This is a genomic window from Nocardia cerradoensis NBRC 101014 (genome assembly GCF_000308535.1).
GTDB classification, from domain to species: domain Bacteria; phylum Actinomycetota; class Actinomycetes; order Mycobacteriales; family Mycobacteriaceae; genus Nocardia; species Nocardia cerradoensis.
Genome location: NZ_BAFW01000004.1, coordinates 24120 through 48088 on the forward strand (window position 1 = coordinate 24120; position 23969 = coordinate 48088).

At 65.6% G+C, this 23969-nt stretch carries 27 protein-coding genes and 1 pseudogene; 15 read left to right on the forward strand and 13 right to left on the reverse strand.

All coding sequences use genetic code 11. The features are described from left to right. Nucleotides 1-11 precede the first annotated feature (11 nt). From ON23_RS00985 to ON23_RS01010, 6 genes are all read left to right on the forward strand, one after another. Nucleotides 12-1232 (forward strand): acyl-CoA dehydrogenase family protein, encoded by a 1221-nt coding sequence (locus ON23_RS00985; RefSeq protein ID WP_039775362.1) that lies wholly within the window; start codon nt 12-14, stop codon nt 1230-1232. Beyond that, entirely contained in the window at nt 1229-2659 is a 1431-nt protein-coding gene (locus ON23_RS00990) for an LLM class flavin-dependent oxidoreductase (RefSeq protein ID WP_039775411.1), read from the forward strand. The genes ON23_RS00985 and ON23_RS00990 overlap by 4 nt, the downstream gene beginning before the upstream one ends. A 78-nt stretch (nt 2660-2737) precedes the next feature. Beyond that, a complete protein-coding gene (locus ON23_RS00995) occupies nt 2738-4117 on the forward strand; it encodes a styrene monooxygenase/indole monooxygenase family protein (RefSeq protein WP_039775364.1) in 1380 nt (459 codons plus the stop codon). 186 nt (nt 4118-4303) lie between these two features. Then, the gene (sfnG, locus tag ON23_RS01000; protein ID WP_039775413.1) at nt 4304-5422 is read left to right on the forward strand and encodes a dimethylsulfone monooxygenase SfnG; all 1119 of its coding nucleotides are present in this window, start codon (nt 4304-4306) and stop codon (nt 5420-5422) included. Further along, nucleotides 5419-6660: an SfnB family sulfur acquisition oxidoreductase gene (locus ON23_RS01005; RefSeq protein ID WP_039775365.1), complete on the forward strand. Its 1242-nt coding sequence runs from the start codon at nt 5419-5421 to the stop codon at nt 6658-6660. Before sfnG ends, ON23_RS01005 begins: the two co-directional genes overlap by 4 nt. Nucleotides 6661-6697: 37 nt before the next feature. Continuing rightward, nucleotides 6698-7222 (forward strand): flavin reductase family protein, encoded by a 525-nt coding sequence (locus tag ON23_RS01010; RefSeq protein ID WP_036497209.1) that lies wholly within the window; start codon nt 6698-6700, stop codon nt 7220-7222. Here the strand turns inward: ON23_RS01010 and ON23_RS35670 are convergent. Both ON23_RS35670 and ON23_RS01020 read right to left on the reverse strand, forming a co-directional pair. Further along, nucleotides 7205-7831: a hypothetical protein gene (locus ON23_RS35670; protein WP_157170129.1), complete on the reverse strand. Its 627-nt coding sequence runs from the start codon at nt 7829-7831 to the stop codon at nt 7205-7207. The genes ON23_RS01010 and ON23_RS35670 overlap by 18 nt on opposite strands. A gap of 154 nt (nt 7832-7985) precedes the next feature. Then, entirely contained in the window at nt 7986-8606 is a 621-nt protein-coding gene (locus ON23_RS01020) for a DUF8020 domain-containing protein (protein WP_039775367.1), read from the reverse strand. Between the two features lie 302 nt (nt 8607-8908). Here ON23_RS01020 and ON23_RS35675 point away from each other — a divergent pair, with 302 nt between their 5' ends. Then, nucleotides 8909-9589 (forward strand): LppU/SCO3897 family protein, encoded by a 681-nt coding sequence (locus tag ON23_RS35675; RefSeq protein ID WP_051041769.1) that lies wholly within the window; start codon nt 8909-8911, stop codon nt 9587-9589. On the opposite strand, the gene ON23_RS01030 is transcribed toward ON23_RS35675, so the two are convergent. Continuing rightward, nucleotides 9583-10440: an SDR family oxidoreductase gene (locus ON23_RS01030; protein WP_039775368.1), complete on the reverse strand. Its 858-nt coding sequence runs from the start codon at nt 10438-10440 to the stop codon at nt 9583-9585. The two genes, ON23_RS35675 and ON23_RS01030, sit on opposite strands and share 7 nt — an antisense overlap. 137 nt (nt 10441-10577) lie before the next feature. Here ON23_RS01030 and ON23_RS35680 point away from each other — a divergent pair, with 137 nt between their 5' ends. From ON23_RS35680 to ON23_RS01055, 4 genes are read left to right on the forward strand one after another with little or no spacing between them, the layout of a single operon-like run. Further along, nucleotides 10578-11129 (forward strand): DUF3558 domain-containing protein, encoded by a 552-nt coding sequence (locus tag ON23_RS35680; RefSeq protein WP_051041770.1) that lies wholly within the window; start codon nt 10578-10580, stop codon nt 11127-11129. A gap of 24 nt (nt 11130-11153) precedes the next feature. Beyond that, nucleotides 11154-11537 carry a hypothetical protein gene (locus ON23_RS01045; protein WP_039775371.1) on the forward strand — a complete coding sequence of 128 codons (384 nt, stop codon included), beginning with the start codon at nt 11154-11156 and terminating at the stop codon, nt 11535-11537. Between the two features lie 5 nt (nt 11538-11542). Then, complete coding sequence (locus ON23_RS35685; protein ID WP_051041771.1) at nt 11543-12841, forward strand: hypothetical protein; 1299 nt, start codon at nt 11543-11545, stop codon at nt 12839-12841. A 28-nt stretch (nt 12842-12869) separates the two neighbouring features. Next, nucleotides 12870-13643: an ESX secretion-associated protein EspG gene (locus tag ON23_RS01055; protein WP_039775373.1), complete on the forward strand. Its 774-nt coding sequence runs from the start codon at nt 12870-12872 to the stop codon at nt 13641-13643. 11 nt (nt 13644-13654) lie between these two features. Here the strand turns inward: ON23_RS01055 and ON23_RS01060 are convergent, their stop codons facing one another. From ON23_RS01060 to ON23_RS39725, 3 genes are all read right to left on the reverse strand, one after another. Beyond that, on the reverse strand, nt 13655-13843 hold the full coding sequence (locus tag ON23_RS01060; RefSeq protein ID WP_039775426.1) for a hypothetical protein: 189 nt from the start codon (nt 13841-13843) through the stop codon (nt 13655-13657). A gap of 164 nt (nt 13844-14007) precedes the next feature. Beyond that, complete coding sequence (locus tag ON23_RS35690) at nt 14008-14553, reverse strand: hypothetical protein (protein WP_143859933.1); 546 nt, start codon at nt 14551-14553, stop codon at nt 14008-14010. 242 nt (nt 14554-14795) lie between these two features. After that, a complete protein-coding gene (locus tag ON23_RS39725) occupies nt 14796-15032 on the reverse strand; it encodes an HNH/endonuclease VII fold putative polymorphic toxin (protein WP_083903605.1) in 237 nt (78 codons plus the stop codon). On the opposite strand from ON23_RS39725, the gene ON23_RS01070 reads away from it, so the two are divergent. Continuing rightward, on the forward strand, nt 14988-15272 hold the full coding sequence (locus ON23_RS01070) for a Scr1 family TA system antitoxin-like transcriptional regulator (protein WP_167331834.1): 285 nt from the start codon (nt 14988-14990) through the stop codon (nt 15270-15272). The two genes, ON23_RS39725 and ON23_RS01070, sit on opposite strands and share 45 nt — an antisense overlap. Next, nucleotides 15262-15507 (forward strand): DUF397 domain-containing protein, encoded by a 246-nt coding sequence (locus ON23_RS01075; RefSeq protein ID WP_083903606.1) that lies wholly within the window; start codon nt 15262-15264, stop codon nt 15505-15507. The genes ON23_RS01070 and ON23_RS01075 overlap by 11 nt, the downstream gene beginning before the upstream one ends. 116 nt (nt 15508-15623) lie before the next feature. Here the strand turns inward: ON23_RS01075 and ON23_RS37650 are convergent, their stop codons facing one another. The 5 genes and pseudogenes from ON23_RS37650 to ON23_RS01085 all read right to left on the reverse strand — a co-directional run bounded on the left by ON23_RS37650 (nt 15624) and on the right by ON23_RS01085 (nt 18775). After that, nucleotides 15624-15842 carry a hypothetical protein gene (locus tag ON23_RS37650; protein WP_143859934.1) on the reverse strand — a complete coding sequence of 73 codons (219 nt, stop codon included), beginning with the start codon at nt 15840-15842 and terminating at the stop codon, nt 15624-15626. Between the two features lie 70 nt (nt 15843-15912). Continuing rightward, nucleotides 15913-16395, reverse strand: a complete 483-nt coding sequence (locus ON23_RS37655) for a hypothetical protein (protein ID WP_157170130.1) — start codon at nt 16393-16395, stop codon at nt 15913-15915. Nucleotides 16396-16399: 4 nt separating this feature from the next. Next, nucleotides 16400-17692, reverse strand: a complete 1293-nt coding sequence (locus tag ON23_RS36635; protein WP_083903611.1) for an RHS repeat-associated core domain-containing protein — start codon at nt 17690-17692, stop codon at nt 16400-16402. 151 nt (nt 17693-17843) lie between these two features. Next, nucleotides 17844-18296 (reverse strand): annotated as a pseudogene (locus ON23_RS40040) (WXG100 family type VII secretion target); the annotation flags it as partial. Nucleotides 18297-18448: 152 nt separating this feature from the next. Continuing rightward, nucleotides 18449-18775 (reverse strand): type VII secretion target, encoded by a 327-nt coding sequence (locus tag ON23_RS01085; RefSeq protein WP_051041776.1) that lies wholly within the window; start codon nt 18773-18775, stop codon nt 18449-18451. A 295-nt stretch (nt 18776-19070) separates the two neighbouring features. Between ON23_RS01085 and ON23_RS01090 the strand changes: the two genes are divergently transcribed. Further along, on the forward strand, nt 19071-19298 hold the full coding sequence (locus ON23_RS01090; protein ID WP_157170133.1) for a hypothetical protein: 228 nt from the start codon (nt 19071-19073) through the stop codon (nt 19296-19298). A 245-nt stretch (nt 19299-19543) separates the two neighbouring features. Then, nucleotides 19544-19864 carry a type II toxin-antitoxin system HicB family antitoxin gene (locus ON23_RS01095; RefSeq protein ID WP_223273316.1) on the forward strand — a complete coding sequence of 107 codons (321 nt, stop codon included), beginning with the start codon at nt 19544-19546 and terminating at the stop codon, nt 19862-19864. Nucleotides 19865-19903: 39 nt separating this feature from the next. Here the strand turns inward: ON23_RS01095 and ON23_RS01100 are convergent, their stop codons facing one another. Further along, on the reverse strand, nt 19904-21118 hold the full coding sequence (locus ON23_RS01100) for an arylsulfotransferase family protein (protein WP_039775381.1): 1215 nt from the start codon (nt 21116-21118) through the stop codon (nt 19904-19906). An 86-nt stretch (nt 21119-21204) separates the two neighbouring features. Further along, nucleotides 21205-23907 carry a fumarate reductase/succinate dehydrogenase flavoprotein subunit gene (locus ON23_RS01105; RefSeq protein WP_039775432.1) on the reverse strand — a complete coding sequence of 901 codons (2703 nt, stop codon included), beginning with the start codon at nt 23905-23907 and terminating at the stop codon, nt 21205-21207. Nucleotides 23908-23969: the final 62 nt, after the last annotated feature.

Here is a 23969-nt window from a genome sequence, read left to right on the forward strand (position 1 = left end):
CATCGTCGGGTATGGCCTCCACAGCACCGCAGCAGATCTCCGATCGCGACCTCGACGACATCTTCGGCCCTGTTTTCGACCGCATCGCCGCCGGGGCGGTGGCACGCGAGGTCGATCGACGCCTGGCCTACGAGGAGGTCGACTGGCTGCGCCAAGCCGGCTTCGGCGCGTTGCGGGTGCCGGCCGAATACGGCGGCTTCGGCGTCAGCGTGCGCCAGCTGTTCCGGCTGCTGATCGACCTCGCCGCCGCGGAATCCAATCTGCCGCAGGCACTTCGGGTGCACTTCTCGTTCGTCGAGGATCAGCTGCTGGCCGAGCCCGGTCCCGCGCGGGAGCACTGGCTGCGCGCGGCCGGATCCGGTGCCCTGGTGGGCAATGCCATCACCGAACCGGGCATCGGCGCGGTCGACCGCTACCGCACCCGGCTGACCCGCGGCTCCGGCGACGACTGGCTGCTCAACGGCACCAAGTACTACAGCACCGGTTCGCTGTACGCGGACTACATCCTCGCCGCGGCCGATCGCGACGGGGAGCGGGTATCGGTACTGGTCGACGCCAATGCCGACGGGGTGCGGCAGAGTGACGACTGGGACGGTTTCGGGCAGCGGCTGACCGCCAGTGGCACAACGGAATTCAACGATGTGCGGATCACCGAAGAGCGGGTGCTCGGCCCGGGTTACGGCGCGCCCGGCCGCACCTACGCCACCTCGTACCTGCAGCTGGTGCAGTTGGCGGTGCTGGCCGGCATCGCGCAGCGGGCCGAATCCGACGTGCGGGCCTGGGTCGCCGACCGCACGCGCAGTTACACCCACTCGGTCGCCGATCTGCCCCGCCACGATCCCCTGGTCCAGCAGGTGATCGGGAAGCTGTCGGCCGCGGCGTTCTCCGCGCGAGCCAGTGTGCTGGCCGTGGCGGACCTGCTGGACGACGTGCTGGCCGCCGGCGCTCAGGACGACGCGGCGCTGGACGCGGTCGAATTGGCCTCGGCCCAGGCACAACTCGGTGTGATCGACACCGTGCTGACCGCGACCACCCAGCTGTTCGAGGTCGGCGGCGCCTCGATCACCTCCGAAGATCTGCGGCTGGACCGGCATTGGCGCAATGCGCGCACCATCTCGGTGCACAATCCCGCCGTGCAGAAGGCGCGGGCGATCGGCGATCACCTGCTCAACGGAACCGACCTCCCGTACGCGTGGAGCGCCGGCAGCCGCGAGGCCCAGGTGCGGTCATGACCCGGCGGATCCGTTTCAACGCCTTCGACATGCACTGTGTGGCGCACCAGTCCCCGGGACTGTGGCGCCACCCCGAGGACCAGTCGCACCGCTACAAGGAGCTGAGCTACTGGACCGAATTGGCGAAGCTGCTGGAACGCGGCCGCTTCGACGGGATCTTCATCGCCGACGTGCTGGGCATCTACGACGTGTACGGCGGCAACGACATCGCCGCGCTGCGTCAGGGCGCGCAGGTGCCGGTCGCCGATCCGCTGCTGCTGGTCTCGGCGATGGCGGCGGTGACCGACCATCTGGGCTTCGGCATCACCACCGGCACCGGGTTCGAGCATCCCTTCCCGTTCGCCCGGCGGCTCTCGACGCTGGACCATCTGACCAACGGCCGCTTGGGCTGGAATGTGGTGACCGGATATCTGCCCTCGGCCGCCGCCAATATGGGTGAGTCCGAACATCTCGACCACGACGAGCGTTACAACCACGCCGACGAATATCTCGAGGTGCTGTACAAGCTCTGGGAAGGTTCCTGGGAGGACGACGCGGTCGTGCGCGACCGGGCGCAGGGCATCTACGTCGATCCGGCGAAGGTGCATCACATCGGCCACGCCGGAAAGCACTTCACGGTGCCGGGTATTCACTTGTCGGAGCCCTCGCCGCAGCGCACCCCGGTGATCTATCAGGCCGGCGCCTCACCGCGTGGGGTGGCCTTCGCCGCCGAGAACGCCGAGGCGATCTTCGTCGCCGCGCCCTCGAAACGTGTTCTGGGACAGACGGTCACCCGCATTCGCGACGCACTGGAGGCGGCCGGCCGCGACCGCTACGCCGCCCGGATCTACGCGCTCGCCACCATCATCACCGACGCCACCGACGAAGCGGCGCAACGCAAGTACGACGAATACCGTTCGTATGCCAGCGTCGAGGGCGGTCTGGTGTTCATGTCCGGCTGGATGGGTATCGACCTGTCGCGCTACGACCTCGACGACCCGATCGGCGAGGTGAACAGCAATGCGATCCTGTCCGCCGTCGCCGCGTTCCAGGAATTCGACGACGACGGCCGGGAATGGACCGTGCGGGATATCGCGGCCTGGGCCGGCATCGGCGGGATGGGCCCCGTCTTCGTCGGATCGGGGGTGTCGGTGGCGGATCGGCTCCAGGAATGGGTCGACGAGACCGATATCGACGGCTACAACCTGGCCTACGCGATCACTCCGGGCACATTCGAAGACATTGTGCAGCACGTGATTCCGGTGCTGACCGAGCGTGGCGCCTACCCGAGTGAGTACGTCCCGGGCACCCTGCGCAACGCGCTGTTCGGCGCGGGCGACCGGCTGCCGGACGACCATCGCGGAGCGCGCTACCGGCTCGGCGGACCGGGTTCGACGGCGCTGCCGGACGAACAGGTGCGACCACAGGCGGGCGTCGCCGCGACCTGACCGATAGGCGGTGCGCGACATCGATTCCCGGTGATCGCAACTGTCAACGAAAGCCGCTGGCAAGCGCACTATTTCGTTATGACGAACCAGAATTCGAAACGCACCGCCGCCATCGTCGGCGCCGGCATCGCCGGTGTCACCGCCGCTCTCGGACTGCAGCAGGCCGGGTTCGACGTCACGGTCTACAGCGATCGCGATCAACGCGGTCTGCGTGACGACATCCCCGCCACCGGAACCGCGCTCATCTTCGGTGAGGCCCAGGCCGCCGAAACCGCCCTCGGACTCGACACCTACGTGAATCGGGCCCCGCAGCACACCGGACTCAGTGTGCGGATCGCGGGACCGGGGCCGGAACGGCCCGAATTGATCGGATTCGACGGCGATTTCGACGGCTTCGTCGGCGTCGCGGTCGACACCCGGCTCAAGGTCGACGAGCGGCTGACCGCCTTCGTCGCGGCCGGTGGCCGCTTCGTGGTCGAGAAGGTGACACCGGAGAGCCTGGACAGCATCGCCGCAGCGCACGATCTGGTGCTGGTCGCGACCGGTAAGGCCGGTTTGGCCGAGCTGTTCCCGATCGACACCGAGCGCACCGTCTACGACGCGCCACAGCGCAGCCTGCTCACCGTCACGGTGACCGGATTGGGTTACGAGCCAGAGGTTTTCGCGCATCGCAGCACCTCCGGCGGACAGCACAGCGGATTCTCCATCTTCGCCGAGCAGGGTGAGGCGTGGTGGGGTCCGTATCTGCACAAGGACGCCGGGCCGAGCTGGGCCTTCCTCGGCTGGGCACGACCGGGCAGCGAATGGGAGAGCCGGTTCGCCGCCGCCGATTCCGCCGAGTCGGCGCACCGCATCGTCACCGAGCTGTATCGCGACTACATCGACTGGGATCTGCCGGAAGTGCTGGCCACCAAGGTGATCGCCGAGGACCCGCATTCCTGGCTGAAGGGCGCGGTCCGTCCGGTGGTCCGGCACGGCGTCGGCCGGACGGCGGGCGGGCATGTCGTGGCGGCGCTCGGGGACACCGCGGTCGCCTACGACCCGATCGCCGGACAGGGCGCGCAGAGCGGACTCATCCAGGCGCAGCGGCTCGTCGCGGCCGCCTCCGCACACGAGGGGCCCTTCGACGCCGAGTGGATCGAGGAGCAGTACAACGCCTTCCTGCTGGCCCGCTCCGATGCCGCCGCCAAGGTGACCCGCCTGTTCCTCGGCGATCCGGAACTGGCCGAGATCGGCAACCGGTTCTTCGCCGCCGCGGCCGTCGACCCGCGCGTCGCGTCGGTGCTGGTGAGCACGCTGCACAAGCCACAGCCGCTGCTGCAGATCAACTCCCTCGCCGACGCCGACGCGCTGCTCGAGCAGATCACGGGTGAGGGTGCCGACGAGTTGGTGGCCCGGTTCCAGCCCGCGGGCCGATTCGAACGCTCCGGGTACGGCTCGGCGGTCGCGTCGGCATGACGGCGGGTGCGCGCCGCTGATCCGATCCTGAGGATTCAAACCCTCGTCCCCGCCGGTCAGCGGTGTTGAAGTGGAGGTGCGCCGGGTGCACGGTTGCCGCGCTCGGCGCACCGACCACGGAGTGCGTACCGAACAGCCCGGCCGTCGGCGCGACCGGGTGGAGATGTCCCAATCACAGGAGTGTCGATGACCACCGAGAAGATCGCCGAGCAGACTCAGTTCGCCTACTGGGTGCCCAACGTCAGTGGCGGGCTCGTGACCAGCACGATCGATCAGCGCACCGGCTGGGATTTCGAATACAACAAGAAGCTGGCGCGCACGGCCGAGAACAACGGCTTCGACTACGCCCTCTCCCAGGTGCGCTACACCGCCTCCTACGGCGCGGAATATCAGCACGAGTCGACATCGTTCAGCCTCGCCCTGCTGGGCGCCACCGAGCGGCTGAAGGTGATCGCGGCCGTGCACCCGGGGCTGTGGCATCCGGCGGTGCTGGCGAAATTCGGGGTCACCGCCGACCATCTGTCCGGCGGGCGCTTCGCGATCAATGTCGTATCCGGTTGGTTCGGCGGGGAGTTCACCGCGCTCGGGGAGCCGTGGCTCGAGCACGATGAGCGGTACCGGCGCAGCGCCGAATTCCTCGAGGTCGTCCGCAAACTGTGGACCGAGGACGAGGTGAACTACGCCGGTGACTTCTACCGGATTCGCGACCTGACGCTGAAGCCCAAGCCGCTCAACACCCCGGAGCGGCCGAATCCCGAACTGTTCCAGGGCGGGAACTCGACGGCGGCGCGGCGCAACGGTGGCCGCTACGCCGACTGGTACTTCTCCAACGGTAAGGATTTCGACGGCGTCACCGAACAGATCGAGGACGTGCGCGCGGTCGCGCGCGAGCACAACCGCGAGGTCAAATTCGGCCTGAACGGATTCATCATCGCCCGCGACACCGAGGCCGAGGCCCGCGATACCCTGCGCGAGATCATCGAGAAGGCCAACCGGCCCGCCGTGGAGGGTTTCCGCGACGCGGTGCAGCAGGCGGGCGCCTCCACACGGGACGGCAAGGGTATGTGGGCCGATTCCAGCTACGAGGATCTGGTGCAGTACAACGACGGCTTCCGCACGCAGCTGATCGGCACTCCCGAGCAGATCGCCGAGCGGATCGTCGCCTACCGCGATCTCGGCGTCGACCTCATCCTCGCCGGCTTCCTGCACTTCCAGGAGGAGATCGAATACTTCGGCGCCAAGGTGCTGCCGCTGGTCCGGGAGTTGGAGGCCCAGCGCGAACCCGAATTGGCGGCGAGTCGATGACTGCCGTCGCCGCCGCGCGGATCACCTCCGCCGCCCAGGCTCACGAGACGGCCGCACGCCTGGCCGCGCAGTTCGCGGTCGATGCGGCCCGGCGCGACAGCGCCCGCGAGTTGCCGCACCGGGAACTGGATCAGCTGTCGGCCAGTGGGCTGCTGGCCGTCACCGTGCCGGCCGAATTCGGTGGCGCGGATCTGGCGCCCGCACAGGTGGCGGAGGTGTTCCGGCTGCTGGCGGCGGCGGATCCGAATATCGCGCAGATTCCGCACAGCCATTTCGTCTACCTGAATCTGTTGCGGCTGGCGGGAACTCGCGCCCAGCGGGAACGCTATTTCGGGCGAGTACTCGCCGGTGCGCGGATCGCGAACGCGCAGTCGGAGCGCACCAGCGCGACCATCGCCGAAATCGGCACCACCGTGCGTCCCGCAGACGGCGAATTCCGGATCGATGGAACCAAATTCTATTGTACGGGTTCACTTTTCGCGGACCTGCTGGCAGTGCTGACCCGCCTGGACGATCCCGACGGGCGCAGCGGTCTCGATCCCGGCGAGTACATCGCCTTCCTGCCCGCCGACACCGCCGGCGTGACGATCGTCGACGACTGGAACGGCATCGGCCAGCGCACGACGGGCAGCGGGACGGTGACATTCGATGCGGTGCGAGTGACCGCTGACCAGCTGATTCCGCGGGCGGCGGCGGTGCGCGCCCCCACCGGTTACGGCGCCTTCGCGCAGTTGCTGCACGTCGCGATCGATGTGGGCATCGCCCGCGGTGCGCTGGACGCGGCCACGGACTTCGTACGCACGAAGAGCCGCCCGTGGTTCGAGGCCGGGGTCGATCGGGCGAGTGAGGACCCACTGGTGATCCAGCGCATCGGCGAGCTGGCGGTCACTGTGGCCGCCGCCGAGGCGACCTTCGAGGTGGCGGGCCGGACGGTGGATCACGTTGTCGCGCAGACGAACAGCGGCGACCTCGACATCGAGACCGCCGCCGTGCTCGCGGCGGAGGCATCGATCGCGGTCGCCACCGCCAAGATCACCTCGGACCGGGCCGCGAACGAGGTGTCCGCCGCCCTGTTCGAGGTGAGCGGAACCCGCAGTGCCGCCGCCGATCTCGATCTGGACCGGTTCTGGCGCAATGCCCGCACACATACGCTGCACGATCCGGTGCGGTGGAAGTACCAGCACATCGGGCGCGCGGTGCTCAACGGCACCCCACCCCCGTTGCACGGCGTCGTCTGATTCGACGATCGCGAAGTGAGCCGAGAAGTGGGTAACCATGTCTGATCTGATCGAAATACCCTCCGACAGCACGGGTTTGCGTCGCGCGTTCGCGCACTTCCCCAGCGGTGTGGTCGCGGTCTGCGCGGAATTCGACGACGTGCCCGCCGGGTTGGTGGTGAGCACCTTCGTGCCCGTATCCCTGGATCCGCCGCTGGTGTCCTTCTGCGTGCAGAACAGCTCGACCACCTGGCCCAAGCTGGTCGGCGCCCAGCGCTTGGGTCTGAGTCTGCTCAGCGCCCACCAGGACGAGGCGGCGCAGCGGATGAGCAGCCGCCACGGTGACCGCTTCGGCGATGTCGATCTGCATCGCGGAGAGGGCGGTTCCATCTTCGTCGGCGGCGCGGCGGCCTGGTTGGAGGGCACCGTGCACACCCAGGTGTCGGCCGGCGACCATCAGGTCGTGCTGGTGCAGATCACCCGCCTGGCGACGCGTTCCCAGCACGAACCGCTGGTCTTCCACGGCAGCCGGTTCCGTCGCCTGCATCCCGGCGCCGATCCGGCCTCAGCCGAGGTCGCGTAAGCCGTCCGTTCCCGGCCGCGAGGGCCGGAAACAGAGCCGCCGCCGCGGCCCGGGATCGGGAGCGGTGTGATCGAGCACCGAGGAGGCGAGCCCGCGCGCTCGCATTCCCGCGCGGTCCATGTCCTGGCTCAGCGCGTCCAGGTGAATCAGCGTGTGCCGCAGCAGTATCGGGCCGATATCGGCCGGTTCGACGCACGCGTCGTGATAGGCCCGCACCGCACGGGGATCCTCGGTGAGTGCGGCGATTCCGCCCAGGCGTACCCGTTGCGTCAATCCGGTCCAGATCCGCTCGTCCTCCGCGTTGCGCAGATCCCGCCAGCCCCCGCGGTAGTCCAGGTCGCGGATGATCGCGTCGGCCGGTTTGCCGGTCCGGGTCTCACCGACCACCGCCCAGAGCGCCAGCAGCCAGCTCAGGGCCCAGAGAACGGTATCCGGCTCGCTGCGGTACAGCGTGTGCAGATCCGACCACGCCTCGTACTGGGTGAGCAGATTGGCCCAGTCGAAGACGAGGGTCTCGACCTCACGCAGCAGCGGAGCGGGCAGGTCGTCGTCCGAGGGCCGCACGATCTCGACCGCGCGCCCGGACACCGGATCGCGCAGTTCGACCATATCGGTCTCGCCTGTGGCGACCCATCTATACGGTTCCCCGGCCATCCTTCGGATTGAGCCACGAATTCGCCGGGGGTGCAAGCAAAAACGCCTGAGAATTCGCCGAAACCGGTGTCGCGGCGCGGCGCGGTCCGCCCCGCGACACCGGCGCGGATCAGGGCTGGCCGCTGACGACCGCGTTGACGGCGTCCAGGAACGGCTGGCCGCCCATCGCGTATCCACCCGCGATGGCGCCGACCACCATGCCGATCGGCCCGGTGATGATGCTGAAGAAGCCCATCCCGAGTACGGCGCCGATCAGGCCGCCGAGCACGCCACCGGCCACCAGGCCGACGACGTTCTGATTGATTTCGTTGGTGAGCCGCGCCATCGAATTGATCGGCTGCATCTCGCCGATATCGGTGGCGGTGGCCTTGGGTTCGAGCACGACCTTGTGCCCGTCGTCGCTGATGTGTTGCGCGACGTGAACCGTGCTGCCGGCCATCCGGTACGTCAGCGGCACCGTGACGAGGTCGGTGCCGTTGTCGGACTTGAGGGCGACTGCGGTCGCATCCTTGTCGACCTCGAATCGCCCGTGCTCGACGACAGTGGTCAGGACTCGCGAAAAGTCGCTGAGCACAGCGTGGTAGGTGACTCCGCGGTCGGTTCCGGAGGTGGTGATCTCCTTGGCGGCGGCCGGTGGTGCGGCCGGGGGACTGGCGTTCACGGTTCCCGCGGTGATCCCGACCGTGGCCACCGCCAGGATCGAGGTTGCGGCGAACGTGCCGAACTTCATTCAGGATTCCTTCTCACGAGACTTCCGGCCGAACGGTCCGGACGGAAGCTGACAATAACGCGTCGAGCGCTTTTTGCCAGACTCGGGAATTGCGAAACCTCCACGGCGGCAATGTTGCACGATTGTGATCGTCGCGAATTAGTGAAAAAGAAAGATTTCTATTTTCCGACCTCGGGCTCGCGCCGATGTCTCGACGCGAACGCCCGGATCGTGTAAGCATTTGCGAGGTCTGCAAATCCGCAAGTGTTCTTCGATCATCGTTCGGGGTGGTTCGAAGTGTTACCGCTCTGGAGGACGAGTACGTGTCGCGCCGACGTGTTCAAGCCGGTGTCACCCTGACGGGTTTCGTGATTGCCGCCGCGCTGTCGGCGGCTTGTCTGATCGCCGCCGCGCTATCGTTCACCGCCGGGCGGCATCATTCGGACGAAACCCGCGCCGCGGCAGCGGTATCACCGACCACCACCGTCGCGCCCGTGGCCGCCGAGGCGCCGGTCCAGCCGACCGGCACCAGCGTCACCGCCGCGGCCTCGGACGAGCCGCTGGTGCTGAACAAGGGCGCCGATCAGAAGCATCAGGGCGAGACGGTGGCCGTCGGCGATTGTGTGGCCGCGGTCGTCGCCACCCCCGACGCCGGCGCTCCCGTCCAGAAAACCGCCTGTGCGAGTACCGATTCGCGTTACAAGATCACCGCGAAGGCGGTCGCGGGCGCGCACTGCCCGGCGGACGCGGACCGCTCGGTGGCCGAGACGCTGCCCGGCGGCGCCACCGACACGCTCTGCCTCGACTTCAACTGGGTCACCGGCAGTTGTATGAATATCGCCGACGGCAGCCCCACTCCCGTCGACTGTGCCACCGCCGCCCCCGGCCGGGTGCGTGTGGTGGAAATCAAGAACGGCACCACCGACGTCAACAGCTGCTCCGACGGTGATCGCGGATTCGTCTACAACGAAAGGCGTTTCGTGGTCTGCGTGACGCACTACTGAGTGCCGCGCGCGGGTGCCGGCAGCAGCTTCCCGAACTCGCGGTTGGCGATTCGCGCCACCACCTCGTACGGCCAGGCGAACTTGCGGGCGAACCAGTACCCGATGCGGATATCGGCCGAGGTATGCACCAGGAAGCGGTTGTTCCGGACACCGGCGATGATCCGGTCGGCGACCTTTTCCGGCGTGACCGCATGCCCCTCGAAAAGTTTCACCATCCGCCGCACCCGCGGATCGTCGCGATCCACACCGACGATCTGCACGGTGCCCACCAGCGGCGTGCGCACCGCCCCCGGCACCACCAGGCTCACGCCGATGTCGTGGCGCTCCAGGTCGAATCGCAGCACCTCCGACACTCCGCGCAGCCCGAATTTCGCGGCGCTGTAGGCGGCATGCCACGGCAGCGCGAGCAGTCCCGCGGCCGAGGAGACATTGACCAGATGCCCTCCGCGCCCCGCCGCCACCATCGGCGGCACGAAGTTCTCGATGATGTGGATCGGGCCCATCAGATTCACATCGACCATCGACTTCCAATGCCGGTGTTCGAGGTTCTCGACCGTGCCCCAGGTGGCGATGCCGGCGATATTCATGACCACGTCGAGGCTGCCGTACTCGTCGTGCACGCGTTTCGCCCACGTGGTCACCGCCTCGTAGTCGGAGACGTCGAGCACCTGCGCATCGAGCACCTCACCCCCGGCGCCGCGGATCCGGGCGGCCGTCTCGGCCAGCCCGTCGGCGTCGATATCGGTCAGCACCAGCCGCATCCCCGCTGCCGCGGCAGCAATCGCGGTCGCCCGGCCGATCCCGCTGGCCACACCGGTGATCAGGCACTTCCGGCCGGTCAGATCTTTCATCGCGGTCTCCCCTTATTTACGAACACTGATGTTCACAATAGAGGTTTTTCCTCGCCGCGCTAGGCACCCTAGGGGGGCGTCTCGACCACCCCGTCCGGTTGAACCGATTTGATAAAGTCGCCCGACCAGGTGCAGGCATGATCAACCGAAGGGGGCGGACGGTGGCTGCTCGCCGACTCGCTTTAGTCCTGCTGGCGGCGGTCGTGCCGGTGCTCGCCGCATGCAACGGCGCGGACGACGGGGGGAGCGGGTCCACGACCAGCGCTGCGGCGGTGAAGTTGTGGAACCCTTGTACGCAGATTCCGGACGATGTGTTGCGAAAGACGGGGGTGGATCCTGCGACGAAGGAGAGCGGGATCGCGGGGGTGCATCAGAGCGGATGGGAGATCTGCAACTGGAAGGGGAAGCAATACACCGTCAACGTGCTCTCCGGGAAGCGGTCGGTGCAGGAGATCGAGAACAAGGACGGCAACGTCGACTTCCGAGACGTGGCGTTCGCGGGCCGGCAAGGGCGGCAGTTCCGCGTCGAAGGTGCGAGCAAGAACGACACCTGCGATGTGGTTTTCCCTGCGGCGCAAGGCATCTTTCAAGTGATGATCAGCAACAGCGCCATCGTCGACAACCCTGGCGATCCCTGCGTGACGCTCGGTAAGGTCAGTGAGCAGCTGGTTCCGTTGTTTCCGAACTAGGCCGTAAGGGGAGGGTGTTTTCACATGGCTGGAGCGGAGTCCACACAGTGGCAACAGCTGGCCGAGCAATCTCGTTCTGGCGATCTGTTGTTGGACAACGAGTCCGTAGCGCGCGAGTGTCTCACGGCGTGTGATCAACGGCTCACAGATCTTCAGGGCATGCTCGACCTGGCACGCCTTGCGCAGGCCGTCTCCGGCTTCGGTGACTTCGACATGGGCCACGCCCTCGAAGGCGGCTACCTGAAACAGGCCACCGGCGAGCCGAATTCGGTCGACCAGGTCATCAAGGACCACATCGAAACCGTCAAGAGCATGCGCGAGGTGATGGCGCAGTCCATCAAGCACCTCACCGGCCAGGATGTCGGCAACGCCGCGCAGATAGCAGCCACCGACCCGGCGGGCAGGTAGTCGTCATGAGTTATTTGCCGGAGGGGTTCGGGTCGTTCGTCGGTGAGGTTCTTACGAACTGGACGCAGGGGCGCGATCCCTCGCACATCCAGAATCCGTACGAACTACAGGGCAAGTTCAACACCACGCGCGACGGCGTCCGAAACGACGCCCGCGCAATCGGTTTCGAGGGCGATTTCCGCACGCCGTCGGTGCAGACCACCGACAACTTCGAACGGCACGATCTCGCTACCCTGCGCGAGAAGGTCGACAAGATCGACCTGGAGGCGGTCAACAACCTCGAGGATGCCTGGAACAAGATCGGCACCCAGGAAACCACCTCGTTGACGACGTTCCAGCAGGCAATGAGCAAGGCCACCAACGAGGGCATCTGGCGCGGCCAGTCCCGCAATGCCGCGGCGAAGGCGGTGACCGACTACACCTCGCAGGCGTCCAAGGTCGCCAAAGCCGCCGCGTTGACCAGTAACAAGCTGGCGGAGCTGGCGACGGGCCTGGCGCCGACGAAATCGCTGGTGCCGCATGTGCCGAGCCACCGGTCCGGAGTCAGCAACGCGGTGAATCTCGTTGTGGGCAAGGGCTGGCGAGACGATGTCACGGCGTACAACAACGCGTATACCGAGGCCAAGCGAGTGTTGACCACCGTCTACGCCCCGGTCGTCCACGAAAGTGACACCGGCGTCCCGGTCATCCCGAAACCGAACACGCAGGATCCGGCCGGGCCGGGCGACCAGCCGCCGCCGTCCTCGTGGCGCCCGGGCGGCAACGGTCCCGGACCGTCCGGCCCCGGCGGTACGCACGACACGAACCAGCCCAAACCGGGTGATCAGAACCAGAACGGCCAGGGTTCGAATTCGCAGACATCGCAGACGAATCCGTCCGGGAACGGCCAATCGGACGGCTCGCAGAATGCCGGCGATCAGGCCCGCACCGATCCCTCGTCGGCGACGACCCCGTCCGGTCTCGGCCCGAGCTCGCTCGGCTCCTCCGGTTCGTCCCTGCCGGGCGGTAGCGGTCTCGGCGGTGGCCTCGGCGGGGCCAACGGCCCCAACGGACACGGCAGCAGTGTGCCCGGCGGAGTCCAGCCCGGTGCGCTGGCCGGAGCGGGCGGACGCGCCGCGGCCTCGGCGGCTCGGGCTGGCGCCAGCGGTATGCCCGGCATGGGTGGCGCCGGGCGCGGCAAGGGCGACAAGGAAGAAGAACGCACCAAGAGCGTCGCCGACTACCTGATCAACCAGGAGAACGGTGACGAGTTGACCGGTATCCCGCAGCTTCCGAAGACCGTTCCTCCGGTCATCGGCGAGTAGTGGCGGTTGTGGGCAGGAGTTCGGTGCGATGAGTGACAGAAGATGGCGGTTCGATGCGGCCGAGTTCCGAGTGCTGTGGGATGCGACGGGACGCGATGTGCTGCCGTACCCGCTGGCACACCGGTTCACCGCCGAACCGACGCTGGAGGATGTGAACCGCACGCGACAGCGCATCGCGCAGGTCCTGCTGCCGCAATGGGACGAGGATCTCGACCGTGCCATCCAGGTGCTGTTCGATCCCGAGGTCCGCATCGAGATCGCGGGGTTCCGCGGGCGCGGCCGCGAACACCGGATCCGCGTCCACGCCGCCGTGCGGGATCGTCACGGCGTGATCGCGGTGCAGGAGCCGGGACCGGAGGATACGGTCGGCGGCGCGGTACACCTCTCCTTTCTCGAATCCGATCGGGTTGCCGCCGCGGTGATCGCGCAGCTGCCCGAATGTGCTGAGGGACAAGGCAAACCGCTGAACATCCCGGTCGAAGATCTGGAAGCCCCCGCAGCCCACGTGCGCGATCCCTGGGTCGTCGGACCGAAGGAACAGCTGGCCCGCTTCCTGAAACGCCCGACCACCGCGAACTTCCACATCGCCGCCTACCCGTGGGGCAGCCCCGACAATCGGCATACGCAGGGCCGCAAAGACTTTCAGATCACCGATTTCCTGGACGACGGCCGGTACGCGATCTTCGGTGACCGCATCCTGCGCATCAAACCGACCGATTCGAGGCGAATGACCGCACAGGTGCGGGACATGATCACCCGCACCACCGCGGAGGTACGCGAGGGAGTGCATCCGCGCCCCTGATCGGCGGATTCTCACTCGTCGAGCCACTGCTCGATGTAGTCGAGAGTGGTTGCGGCATGGATTATTTCGCCGTCCTCCGCGTCCAGCAGCGTCCACGCGCCGGGCAGCGCTCGCTCCCGAACCAGTCGGTAGCCGGCCTTCTCGGCGCGGGAGCCGAGTGCGCGCAGTCGTGCAACCCGAATATCGACGAGCCGATTCACGAAAGTTCTCAGCTGCTTTTCCTCGCGGTGCTGGGCTAACGTTAACCTCAACTCTCCGCTGGTCACTGCTTGGTCGTATTCCGCAGATCGAGTCTTGCAGTCTCCGTCATTTTCTCTCGTCTTCAGCAGTTCAGTTAGGGTGCTCATCGACGCCTGTGGCCAAGCTACTGTGCACCGTGAATATTTAGACCGTGACGTTCAACAAACTGGCGCCAAGAATGCTCGATTTCTTTCTCCGACCCCGCCGGTTGCATATTGGAATCGAACAGTGGGATAAGCGCTTCGCGTATTTCTGGGATCGTAACGCCGGTTGCGCCATGTAACGCTGATATGAACGCAAGCGGCACGCGCGTCGCGATAGAATTCGTTTCCCTGAGGTAATCGAGCACTTCGTTGAACGTTGCGCCGCATTCGATCATGGATCGAAGTGTCCGCTCGCGGTTCGTTTCAGATGACTTTTCGGCCCGAGCGATCAGATGGTCATTTTCGGCGAATTCATGCGTAATTATCCAGTACTCGTACTCTTCCTCGGTGAGGTAGCAGAGCTTGGTGCCGCTCAGCGAGAGAACGCCGAATTCGTGATTGCCGCTGACGCGGAAGACGCGCGCTGGAAGATCCACGCCAGTCGAGTCGGCGACGGCCACCCAAGTGCCTGCTGGGAAACCTGGAAGTCGGATCAAGAATCTGCCATCGACGGAAACCATCTTCATTCTTGATACTTCGGAGTCCCAAGCCCGATTGAGATCTGAAATAGCCGTCGGACTATTTATAGGAACCGTTCTCGATGGGCGGACTTCTCCGCCTGCGACCAGTCGCCAGATTTGCTCGGGTAGCGGCAGCTCTGAGTGGGTGTGGGAAATCGGCATCAGCCCTGCGGCCTCGAGCCTGTCCAGGTCTTCGCGATCTATCGGATTGATTGCTCTCACCCTTCGTTGCGGTCGTGCCGTCAATTTTAGCGCCTGTAAAAGAAGTGGTGGTCGCCGCCAGGTTTGTTTATCGCGCCGTAACGCTCGAAACTGTTTGTGTAGCGTTGACGCGATCCAGGCTCTCCTGGGCTGTTATCCCACCCGAAATTTACTAGGTTGCGTCCAGGGCTGTCCTTGGGCTGACCGGCGTGAAAGTGAGGGCCGGCCGGATCGTGCGTATGCTCGACAATAACGCGCGATCCCTGGGGAGTCTCGAACTGCATCCGGGAGTAGTGGTTCAATCGTTCACTCTCTTCGAGTTTCCCAGCCTCTCCCCAGGCCGTAGTCCAGAGCCGCCCGTTGTTTTTGTCGAGGGCTTCACGGGCGCGCTGTTCCTCGAAGATGATGCTCTGTTCGGGCGTTACGGGGCGGCTGCCGACGATTTGCAGCAGGTAGCGTTGAGTCGAGACGAGACAAGGCTTTTGATGCGCGGGATTGCAGAGGAGTACGCGGGTGACGAGTGACTCGGCTGGGCCCCGCTGGGTCAAGAGCAGTTACAGCCAGGGAGGCGGCGACTGCGTAGAGGTCGCCTACCTCGGCGAGCACACCGTCGGAGTACGCGACTCCAAGGACCGAACCGGGCCGACCCTCGTCTTCACCCCCGCTGAGTGGGACACCTTCACCACCGCCCTCGTGGCCGGCCAGTTCGAGGGCTCCACCGCCTGGGGCCTCCAGGCGCGCCGGAGTCGTAGTCTCTAGCGGAGCCGCCGTCCCCTGGCCTTCGTCATCGTCATCCACACGACCACCGTCGACGCACGCCGTTTCGAAAACTGGGCCCGTGCTTTGAACCGGCAGCCGATGCGTGCGGAACATCCCTATTCAGAAAAGTACTCTTCTGCAACAGCAATCGCAAAGCGAACGAAGGCTACATCAGCTTGCCCGTGAATGCTCACATGTAAATCTCCTCGCGATTCATCCTGTTCGCCGACAATCACAATGGGACTGGTCGTACCCTCTTTTCGGAATTCCAACTCATCGCACTCGTCGCTGACGTTAGCAATCGACGTAACGGATATCCTGCGTCCGTCGAACACTCTTGAAGTCAACATGAAGCTCGCCGGTACGTAATATTTCGATAGGTATTTTATCGAACTACTTGCGTATTCATAACTGAATATTCCAAACGCAACCTTCGAGTAGAAGTTCGTCAAAGTCCTCCGCGATCACAGCTATACGAGCGCCAGAGCTGGCTGTGAAGTTCTGGAAGTCATGAAATTGTGGACCGCTCAGAGCTAGCTCTTCGCCTCGGTTGGCTACGGAGGCTTCAAGGTCGCTGAATCGAATGGTGCTCGGGATTTTGTGAATTTTTGAACTGACGATTTGCGGTAGAGTGATGTCCCAGCGTAACCGGTGAACCGAGATTATCAGACTGAAGCAGCGCCATTCTCCCGGCCCTTCTCGGGTGAATCCCGTTTCAATCAGCCCATAATCCCTGCGCATTGTCGTTTTGTGCTTGTTCATGTCTTCCACGTAGGAATCGGCGCCGAATATTTTGTCGAACGCACTGGAAGGCGACTCGAGGGATAATCCAAAGATCGAGCGATTTAAAATCGTGTTGGCGAGGAAGTCGACGATGGTGTCTGCCATGTAGTTACCCCATCTTTTCGAGTGCGCGTATCAGGAAGTGCATCTCGGCGGCTCTATTGCTTGAATTTCCCCAGTTGTGGGCATTCATTTCGGTCATAGCGGCTCGTGATTTCGCAATGAGGTCTGTGCGTAAGTCGGGATTGGAGTGTAACTCATCAAGGACGCGGCTCAGCTGTGCTGAATTCGGAACACCATTCGACATGCGCAATCCTTCGACGCCAATCGTGCCGTCATGGCGGGCAAAAACACGAACCTCTTTTCCGCCGATGTGGACATGAGCACCCTTTGTAGCCCAGTCGCTATCCATAGAGGATACGCGTACTGGACAGTTCGGAATCAAGCCGAGCGGATCTGTCCAGCAAATCGGATTGTAGGGATAGCTTTGGGGGTTCGGTGCAGGCAAAAGACCGAGAGGGTCTTGGGTGGAAAATCTGCCAGTACCGGGATCGTAGTACCGGTTGTAGTTATAGTTGAGTCCACTTTCCGGGTCGTGAAGCTGGCCAGGGAAGCGTAAAGGGGTGGACGTGGCGCCCCTCCACGATCCTGACCCCCACAGGTCGGTATCGACGGTGGCGATTGCGACCGCTGCTGTGGGGTCCATTAGATCGATGGGAGTGCCGACGAGGTCGGTCACGATGGCGACGAATTCCCGGTCCACTCGATTGATGGTTGATTGCGCCATAGGTATGTCGCTGCCCGGGTTGTAGGTCCAGAGGGCGGCTGCCGTGCCCGTAGTCTGCTCGATAAGACGCGTGGACTCCCAGGTGTAGTCGATACGTTCGATGGAAGTCCCCCCTTCGGTCAAGTGCTGCTTTGCAATACGGCGACCGAGCGCGTCATACGTGTATCTCCACCACTCCTTCCCCGGCGTATACACATCCGTCAGCTGATCGAACCCGTTGTACCGGAAGTGCCAGATGTCCGGCTTGCGCGAAAGCCGCGTGACTTCCTTCCGGATCAAACGCCCAGCCGCGTCGTAGAAGTAGCGGGTTCGGCCGTTGCGGATCAGGAGGTTGTTGCGGTATTCGCGGCGGCCGTTCGGGGTCTGGCCCGGATTCCGCGGCGTGCGTGCCGCTGCCCTGATCCTTGTCCGCTTGCTGGTGCGGATCGTTCTTGGGTTTACCGGTCGCACCGTCGTCCGGATCGCCCGAACCGTCGTGCGAGGTGCTGTGAGTGTCGGCGCCGTCGTCGTGTGGTTTGCCGTGTTCGCTCGGCGAATCCGGTTTGTGCGAACTCGGATGTGTGTCGGCCGGCGACTTGGCGTGCGGTTTGGCTCCGTCGATCTGTGTGCCGCCACGTCCGCGCTTCAGCGCCTTCATGATGTCTTCCCACGCGCCCTTCAGCTTGTGCAGCAGCGGCGTGAGCTTCTTGAAGGTCGAGGCGAGTTTGCGGAACAGTTCGGCGATCGTGGTCAGCACCTTCGCCACGAACGTGGTCGCCTGCGCGGCCACCAACGGAGTCGCAACGCCCAGCGTGCACACCTCTTCGGCCGCCCACGCGGCCAGCCGGCCCACGGCCTGAGCGATGAGGTCGCGCACGGTCTGGCGCACGAATGCCACCACGCCCCCGGCCATCTCGATCGCCGACGAGGCCGCCGACGCCGCGTTCGATGCCGCGGTCAGCAGTGCGTTCGTCTCGGCCGCGTGGGTTCGGTACGCATCCCCGGCGCTGCCGATCCAGTCGGCCACGTCCTGATCGACGGACTTCTTGTGATCGTCGGCGACCTGCTCGATGTGAGTGGAGACGTTCTCCCATGTCTTGGCGTAGGCCTGCACCGTATCCGGATCGCCGGCCACCCAATCCAGCGCTTCCTGCAACGGTTCGACGTGCTCCATCAGGAATCCGACGCCATAGGAGGCGAGCGTGCCGAGCGGGTCGACCGCCAGCGACACCGCCTCCATACCGGCGCCGAGCACCGCGAGACCGCCGTCGACCCAGGAGCCGGAGGAGATCGCGTCGTGGATGTCGGCAACCGATTCCGCGACCCCGATACCCGTGTACCACTTGGTGGAATCCTCCCGCTGCGCGATCAGCGGGTTGTCGGCCTCGGTCGTCACCAGGTGGCCTCGGGCCGCACCGAACCCAGATCACTCGCATTCGTCGAATCGGTGTTCTGCAGCGAGGTCGCGACCTGTTCGAGTGTGCCCGCATCCGCGTTCAGCGCGTCGGCGGCGGTTTTGATCGCCTCGAGCCCGTCGTCTTCGACCGTGTCGAGGAACAGCGGCGGCAGGAACGAGCACAACTTCCCGAACGCATCCGTCGGCACCGAGACCGCCTGCCCCGCCTGCAACGCGACGCTCAGTGAATCACTCACGCCCTGAACATTTTTCGCGTGAGTGCGAATCTTGTCCGGATCGACCTGGACCTGTTTGCTGCTCATCGTCCCGGCCGGCCCGGTGTGTGGTAGCTACCGGATGCGCTCACGTCGCGCCCGCCCCTTCGTCCGAACCGCGCAACCCTGGTCGAGCAGGGGCGCACAGCGAATATAACGAACGGAGACGGGAATTTTCGATCCGAGATCTCGAAGCGGTCGATGCCGGAACGTTGCCCGGTCCACGGTGTCTTCGACCTCTGACATCCCTTTGCGCAAGTGTTTTCGAAAATCGGCTGTAACGCATCGCGCACAGCGAACGACGAGTTACTGCAATCACAACAACGAGCGAGGGGTAATTTTTGTGAGCATCATCCGATTTGCCTTCTCTGCGTTCGCCGCTGCCGCGGTGATCTGTGTCGGTGTGGGCGCCGCCGAGGCTGCCGCTCCCGCGGTCGCCATCGACGACACGACGACCACCGATCCGTCGACCGGTACGGGTAGCGCGGCTCTGCTGCCGTCGCTACTACAGGCGCTGGCCTCCGGTAGCGCCCAGTCGGGCGGCACCACCACCACGGGGGCCAACGGCTGAGCCGCTACCGCGGCAAGCGGCCCCCGCACCCGAAACGAGGGCGCGGGGGCCGCTTTCGGTTCACCGTCGAGCAAGCCGCTGGTTCGGCCGAGCGTGCAGTACTGCGAAGCGACTTACCAGAGTGATATCATATGCGATATCGTCCGCGGCATGACGGCCCGCGTCAATATTCAGGCTGGTGGCGCGAAGGCGAAGGCGTACCAGGTCAGGCAGGTACTGACCGCGATCGCGAAGAAGGAGGCGTTGTGAACCACTACTCGTATCGCGTGATGTGGTCGCCTGAGGACGGGGAATGGGCGGGTACCTGCCTCGAATTCCCGTCTCTGTCACATTTGGATGGCGATCCGCTCGACGCACTGCGGGGCATCGCCGACCTGGTGGAATTCGCGGTGGCGGACCTGGAGGCGAATGGCGAGCCGGTACCGGTGCCGTTGGCCGATCGCACGTACAGTGGCCAGTTCCTGGTCCGCACATCCGCCGATATGCACCGGCGATTGACCATCGAGGCCACCGAGCGCGGGATCAGTGTCAACAAATGGGTCAACGAGAAGCTGGCCAGTGCCTGAAAACTGTCCGGACGTGACGCGCGTGGTCGTGGTCGGCTCTCAATTCGGTGTCGGCGCCCAATCTGCCGGGAAGGCGCGATAGGTGCCCAGGGGCAATCGGGCGTCGTAGACCATGTCGCCGGTCGGGCCGAATTCCGAGATGTGCGGTGCCATACCCCAGCCCACCAAAGTGTTGCCGTTGGGCAGTGGCTGAGCGTCGCCCATGGCGAAGGCGGTCAGGCCGTCGGGGTGGGTTTGGTTGCGTACCAACGTGGCTCGGTGGTCGGCGGGATCCAGGTGGATCCACTGCACGCTCGACACGCCCAGCGTTTGGAAGCCGCTGGAATTGTTGTTGAACAGGCGCAGGGTGCTGGGATCCGCGAATTCCGCATCGTGCTGGAAGGCGAATGCGACGCCGGGGCCGAGGTCGAACGTCGAATGCAGTCCGCCGAGTTGCCAGTTGATCGCACCGGTGTGGATGTCCACGTCGTAGACGGTGGAGGTGTCGCGCATCGAGATCACCAGGTTGCCTTCGGGATCCAACGCAATCGAATTCATGTGGTACGGGTCGTAGGTGTCGCTGCCGGGGAGTTTGCCCGGTGTGGTGGTGTCGGTGAGCGGGACGTGCTCGGCGGCGCTCCAGCGCAACAAGACTCGCTTGGTCGCCACGTCGACCACCGTGGCGACGGTGTCGTACATCGTGCCGTTCTTCGGGCCACCGATCGCGGACAGATCGGCATCCACCTCCTGGTACGACGTGATCAACGCTCGGCCGTCGGGTGTCAGGCGGAATTCGTGCACGTCGCTGGGAGCCCCTCCGGCGTCGAGGGTTTCGATGACGTTGCCGTGTTCGTCGGCGATGTAGTCGGCACCCGAACCGTGCCCGCCGACGGTCCCGCCCTGCCACCACGTCAGCACCCGCTTGCCCTGATACGTCTGGGTGCGGAAATTGGAGACGTCCTGCCCGGCGGGCGGGGTGTAGCGCCAGACCTCGTGCCCGGCCTTGTCCACGACGATATTCGCCGGCGCGGTCGCCGGTACGTCCGACAACGCCTTACCGGCCCCCGGAACCAGAGCCGCCGCACTGACACCGTTGCTGTAGTAGATGTAGCCGGGCGCGGCGCCCGGAGTATTCACATCCACGGTGTATTCGGGTGCGCCGATCGGGAAAGTCGGCAGCGGCGCCGCGCTCGCCGTCGACGCCGCACCGACCCCGACCGAGGTCGCGACCAACGTTGCGGCGACGCGCCGAAGATTCCTCGCGATCCGGGTCATCAGTGTTCCTTTGCTGAATCGACCGACAGTTGCGCCGAGCGTAGACCCGATTTCCGAGGAGGTGATGAAGGCGGCCCCGTACTCGCTCAGGCCGCCTCCAGGGTGCGGCGGGCGTAGGCGCGGACGTCGGCGTCGGTGTCGGCGAGGACGACCTGGAGAGCGGCTCGGACGGCCGCGTGGTCGGGCCAGTGGGACAGCGTCAGGACGGAGGCCTTGCGGACGTCCGGGTGGGGGTCGGTCAGGGCCGATTCCAGGGCGGCGGCCGCGGATTCGGGGCCCAGGCCGGCCCAGCCGCGGGCGCCGCCCTCACGTACCTGCCAGGCCGAATCCTTCAGTGCCGCAGCCAGAATCGCCGCGTCGGACGAATCGCCGAGGCGGGCCAGCGCGGCCAGGGCCGCCGCGCGGACGAGCGGATCACGGTCGCCGACCAGGGCGCGGACGGTGTCGGCGCCGCCGGCGCCGACCTCGGCCAGTCCGCGAGCGACGGCCACTCGCACCTCCCGGTTTTCGTCGAATGCCGCCGCGGTGAGTGCCGACCAGTCGTCGAGGGAGACCAGCGCGCGCACCCCTTCGATGCGCACGCGGTGATCGCTGTCCACCACGGCCTTGCCGAACAGATCCGCCGAGCCGCGGCGCTGCGCGCGCAGCAGGTCCACTACCGCGGCGCGCACGAGCGGATCGGGTGATTCGGCGTGTGCGATCAATTGTTCTGCGGGCGGGAGGATTTCGATCAGCTCACGCAGGCCCGAGACGGCGGCCGCGCGCACCGCGGCGTCGTGGTCGCCCAGGGCGGCGATCAGCGAGTCGGCGAATCCGTCGGGCGTGCCCTCGGTCAGCACCGACAGGGCCGTGGCTCGCACCCGCGGGTCGGTGTCGTCGAGGTAGTCGCGGAGTTCGGCCACCGTCGGGCCGTCCAGGCTGAGCAGAATCGCGATCCGGGGGGCGGCGGAGTCGTCCGCGGCAGCGGGGATCGTGATGCCCGGCCGGGGTGCGGTGCCGGTGGACGCGCCTGCCGTGCGGGGTGGGCCGGCGATCAGCTCCGGCTGCGCCACCGCGACCGGCTCGAGGTCGGCGCGCGGCAGATCCTCCCATTCCGGTACCGGCACGAAATACGGCGCGACCGGACGCTTCAGGAATTCCATCTCGCCGTCGGCGCCCTTGCGCAGGTTCAGGTGGTAACGCCAGTCCTCGTCGTTGCGTTCGGGCAGGTCGGCGCGGTCGTGGTACAGACCCCAGCGCGATTCGGTGCGGGTGAGTGAGGAACGCGCCGCCATTTCGGCGCAGTCGCGGATGAAGTCGACCTCGGCGCAGCGCATGAGTTGGTGCGGGGTGTCCGCGCCCATCTCGGCGATCTCCTGCCGCATCCGCTCGAAGGTCTCCACCGCCAGCGACAGTTTGGTCTGCGTCTTCGGCGGAGCCACGTAGTCGTTGACGAAACGCCGCAACTTGTATTCGACCTGCTGCTGCGGCGGGCCGTCGGGATGGCGCAGCGGGCGGTAGATCAGTTCGTGCGCCGCGGCCAGCTGATCGGAGGGAAGTGATTGCGGCGCGGCCACTTCCGGAAGAGTCGACGACGCGTGCTCGCCCGCCAGGTCACCGTAGACGAACGCGCCGATCATGTAGTTGTGCGGCACGCACGCCAGATCGCCCGCCGCGTACAGACCCGGCACCGTGGTGCGCGCATGTTCGTCCACCCAGACACCGGACGCGGAATGTCCACTGCACAAACCGATTTCGGAGATGTGCATCTCGATGTCGTGGGTGCGGTAGTCGTGGCCCCGGTTGGCGTGGAAGGTGCCCCGGGTCGGCCGTTCGGTGGTGTGCAGGATGCCCTCGAGCGCGTCGAGCGTCTCCTCGGGCAGATGCGAGACCTTCAGATAGATGGGCCCCCGCGCGGACTCGATCTCCCGCTTCACCTCCGCCATCATCTGCCCGGACCAGTAGTCGGAGTCGACGAAGCGCTCACCGGCGGCGTTCACCTGATATCCGCCGAACGGGTTCGCGACATACGCGCAGGCCGGTCCGTTGTAATCCTTGATCAGCGGATTGATCTGGAAGCATTCGATGCCGGACAACTCCGCCCCGGCGTGATACGCCATCGCGTACCCGTCGCCCGCATTGGTGGGATTCTCGTATGTGCCGTACAGATATCCCGACGCCGGCAGACCCAGTCGCCCGCACGGGCCGGTCGCCAGGATCACCGCCTTCGCGCCGACCGCCACGAACTCCCCGGTCCGGGTGTTCAGCGCGGCCGCACCGACCGCGCGTCCGTTGTCGGTGAGGACCCGCACCGGCATGAGCCGGTTCTCGATCCGGATCCGTTCCCGCATCTTGCGTTGCCGCAGGACGCGGTAGAGGGCCTTCTTGACGTCCTTGCCCTCGGGCATCGGCAGCACATAGGAGCCCGAGCGGTGCACGCGGCGCACCGCGTACTCGCCGTAGGCGTCCTTCTCGAATTTCACGCCGTAGCGTTCCAGCCGCTGCACCATGGCGAAACCACGGGTCGCGGTCTGATACACCGTGCGCTGGTTGACGATTCCGTCGTTCGCGCGGGTGATCTCGGCGACGTAGTCCTCCGGCTCCGCCTTGCCCGGGATGACGGCGTTGTTCACGCCGTCCATGCCCATGGCCAGCGCGCCGGAGTGACGCACGTGCGCCTTCTCCAGCAGCAGAACGTTCGCGCCGTTCTCCGCGGCGGTGAGCGCGGCCATGGTGCCGGCGGTTCCGCCGCCGATCACCAGCACATCGCAGTCCAGCCGCACAGTGTCGGACAGCTCGGGAATCTTCATCAGCACACTCCACAGAGGTGAATAGTCGGGGCGACATCGCACGCCGGGCCGGGCGACCGGAA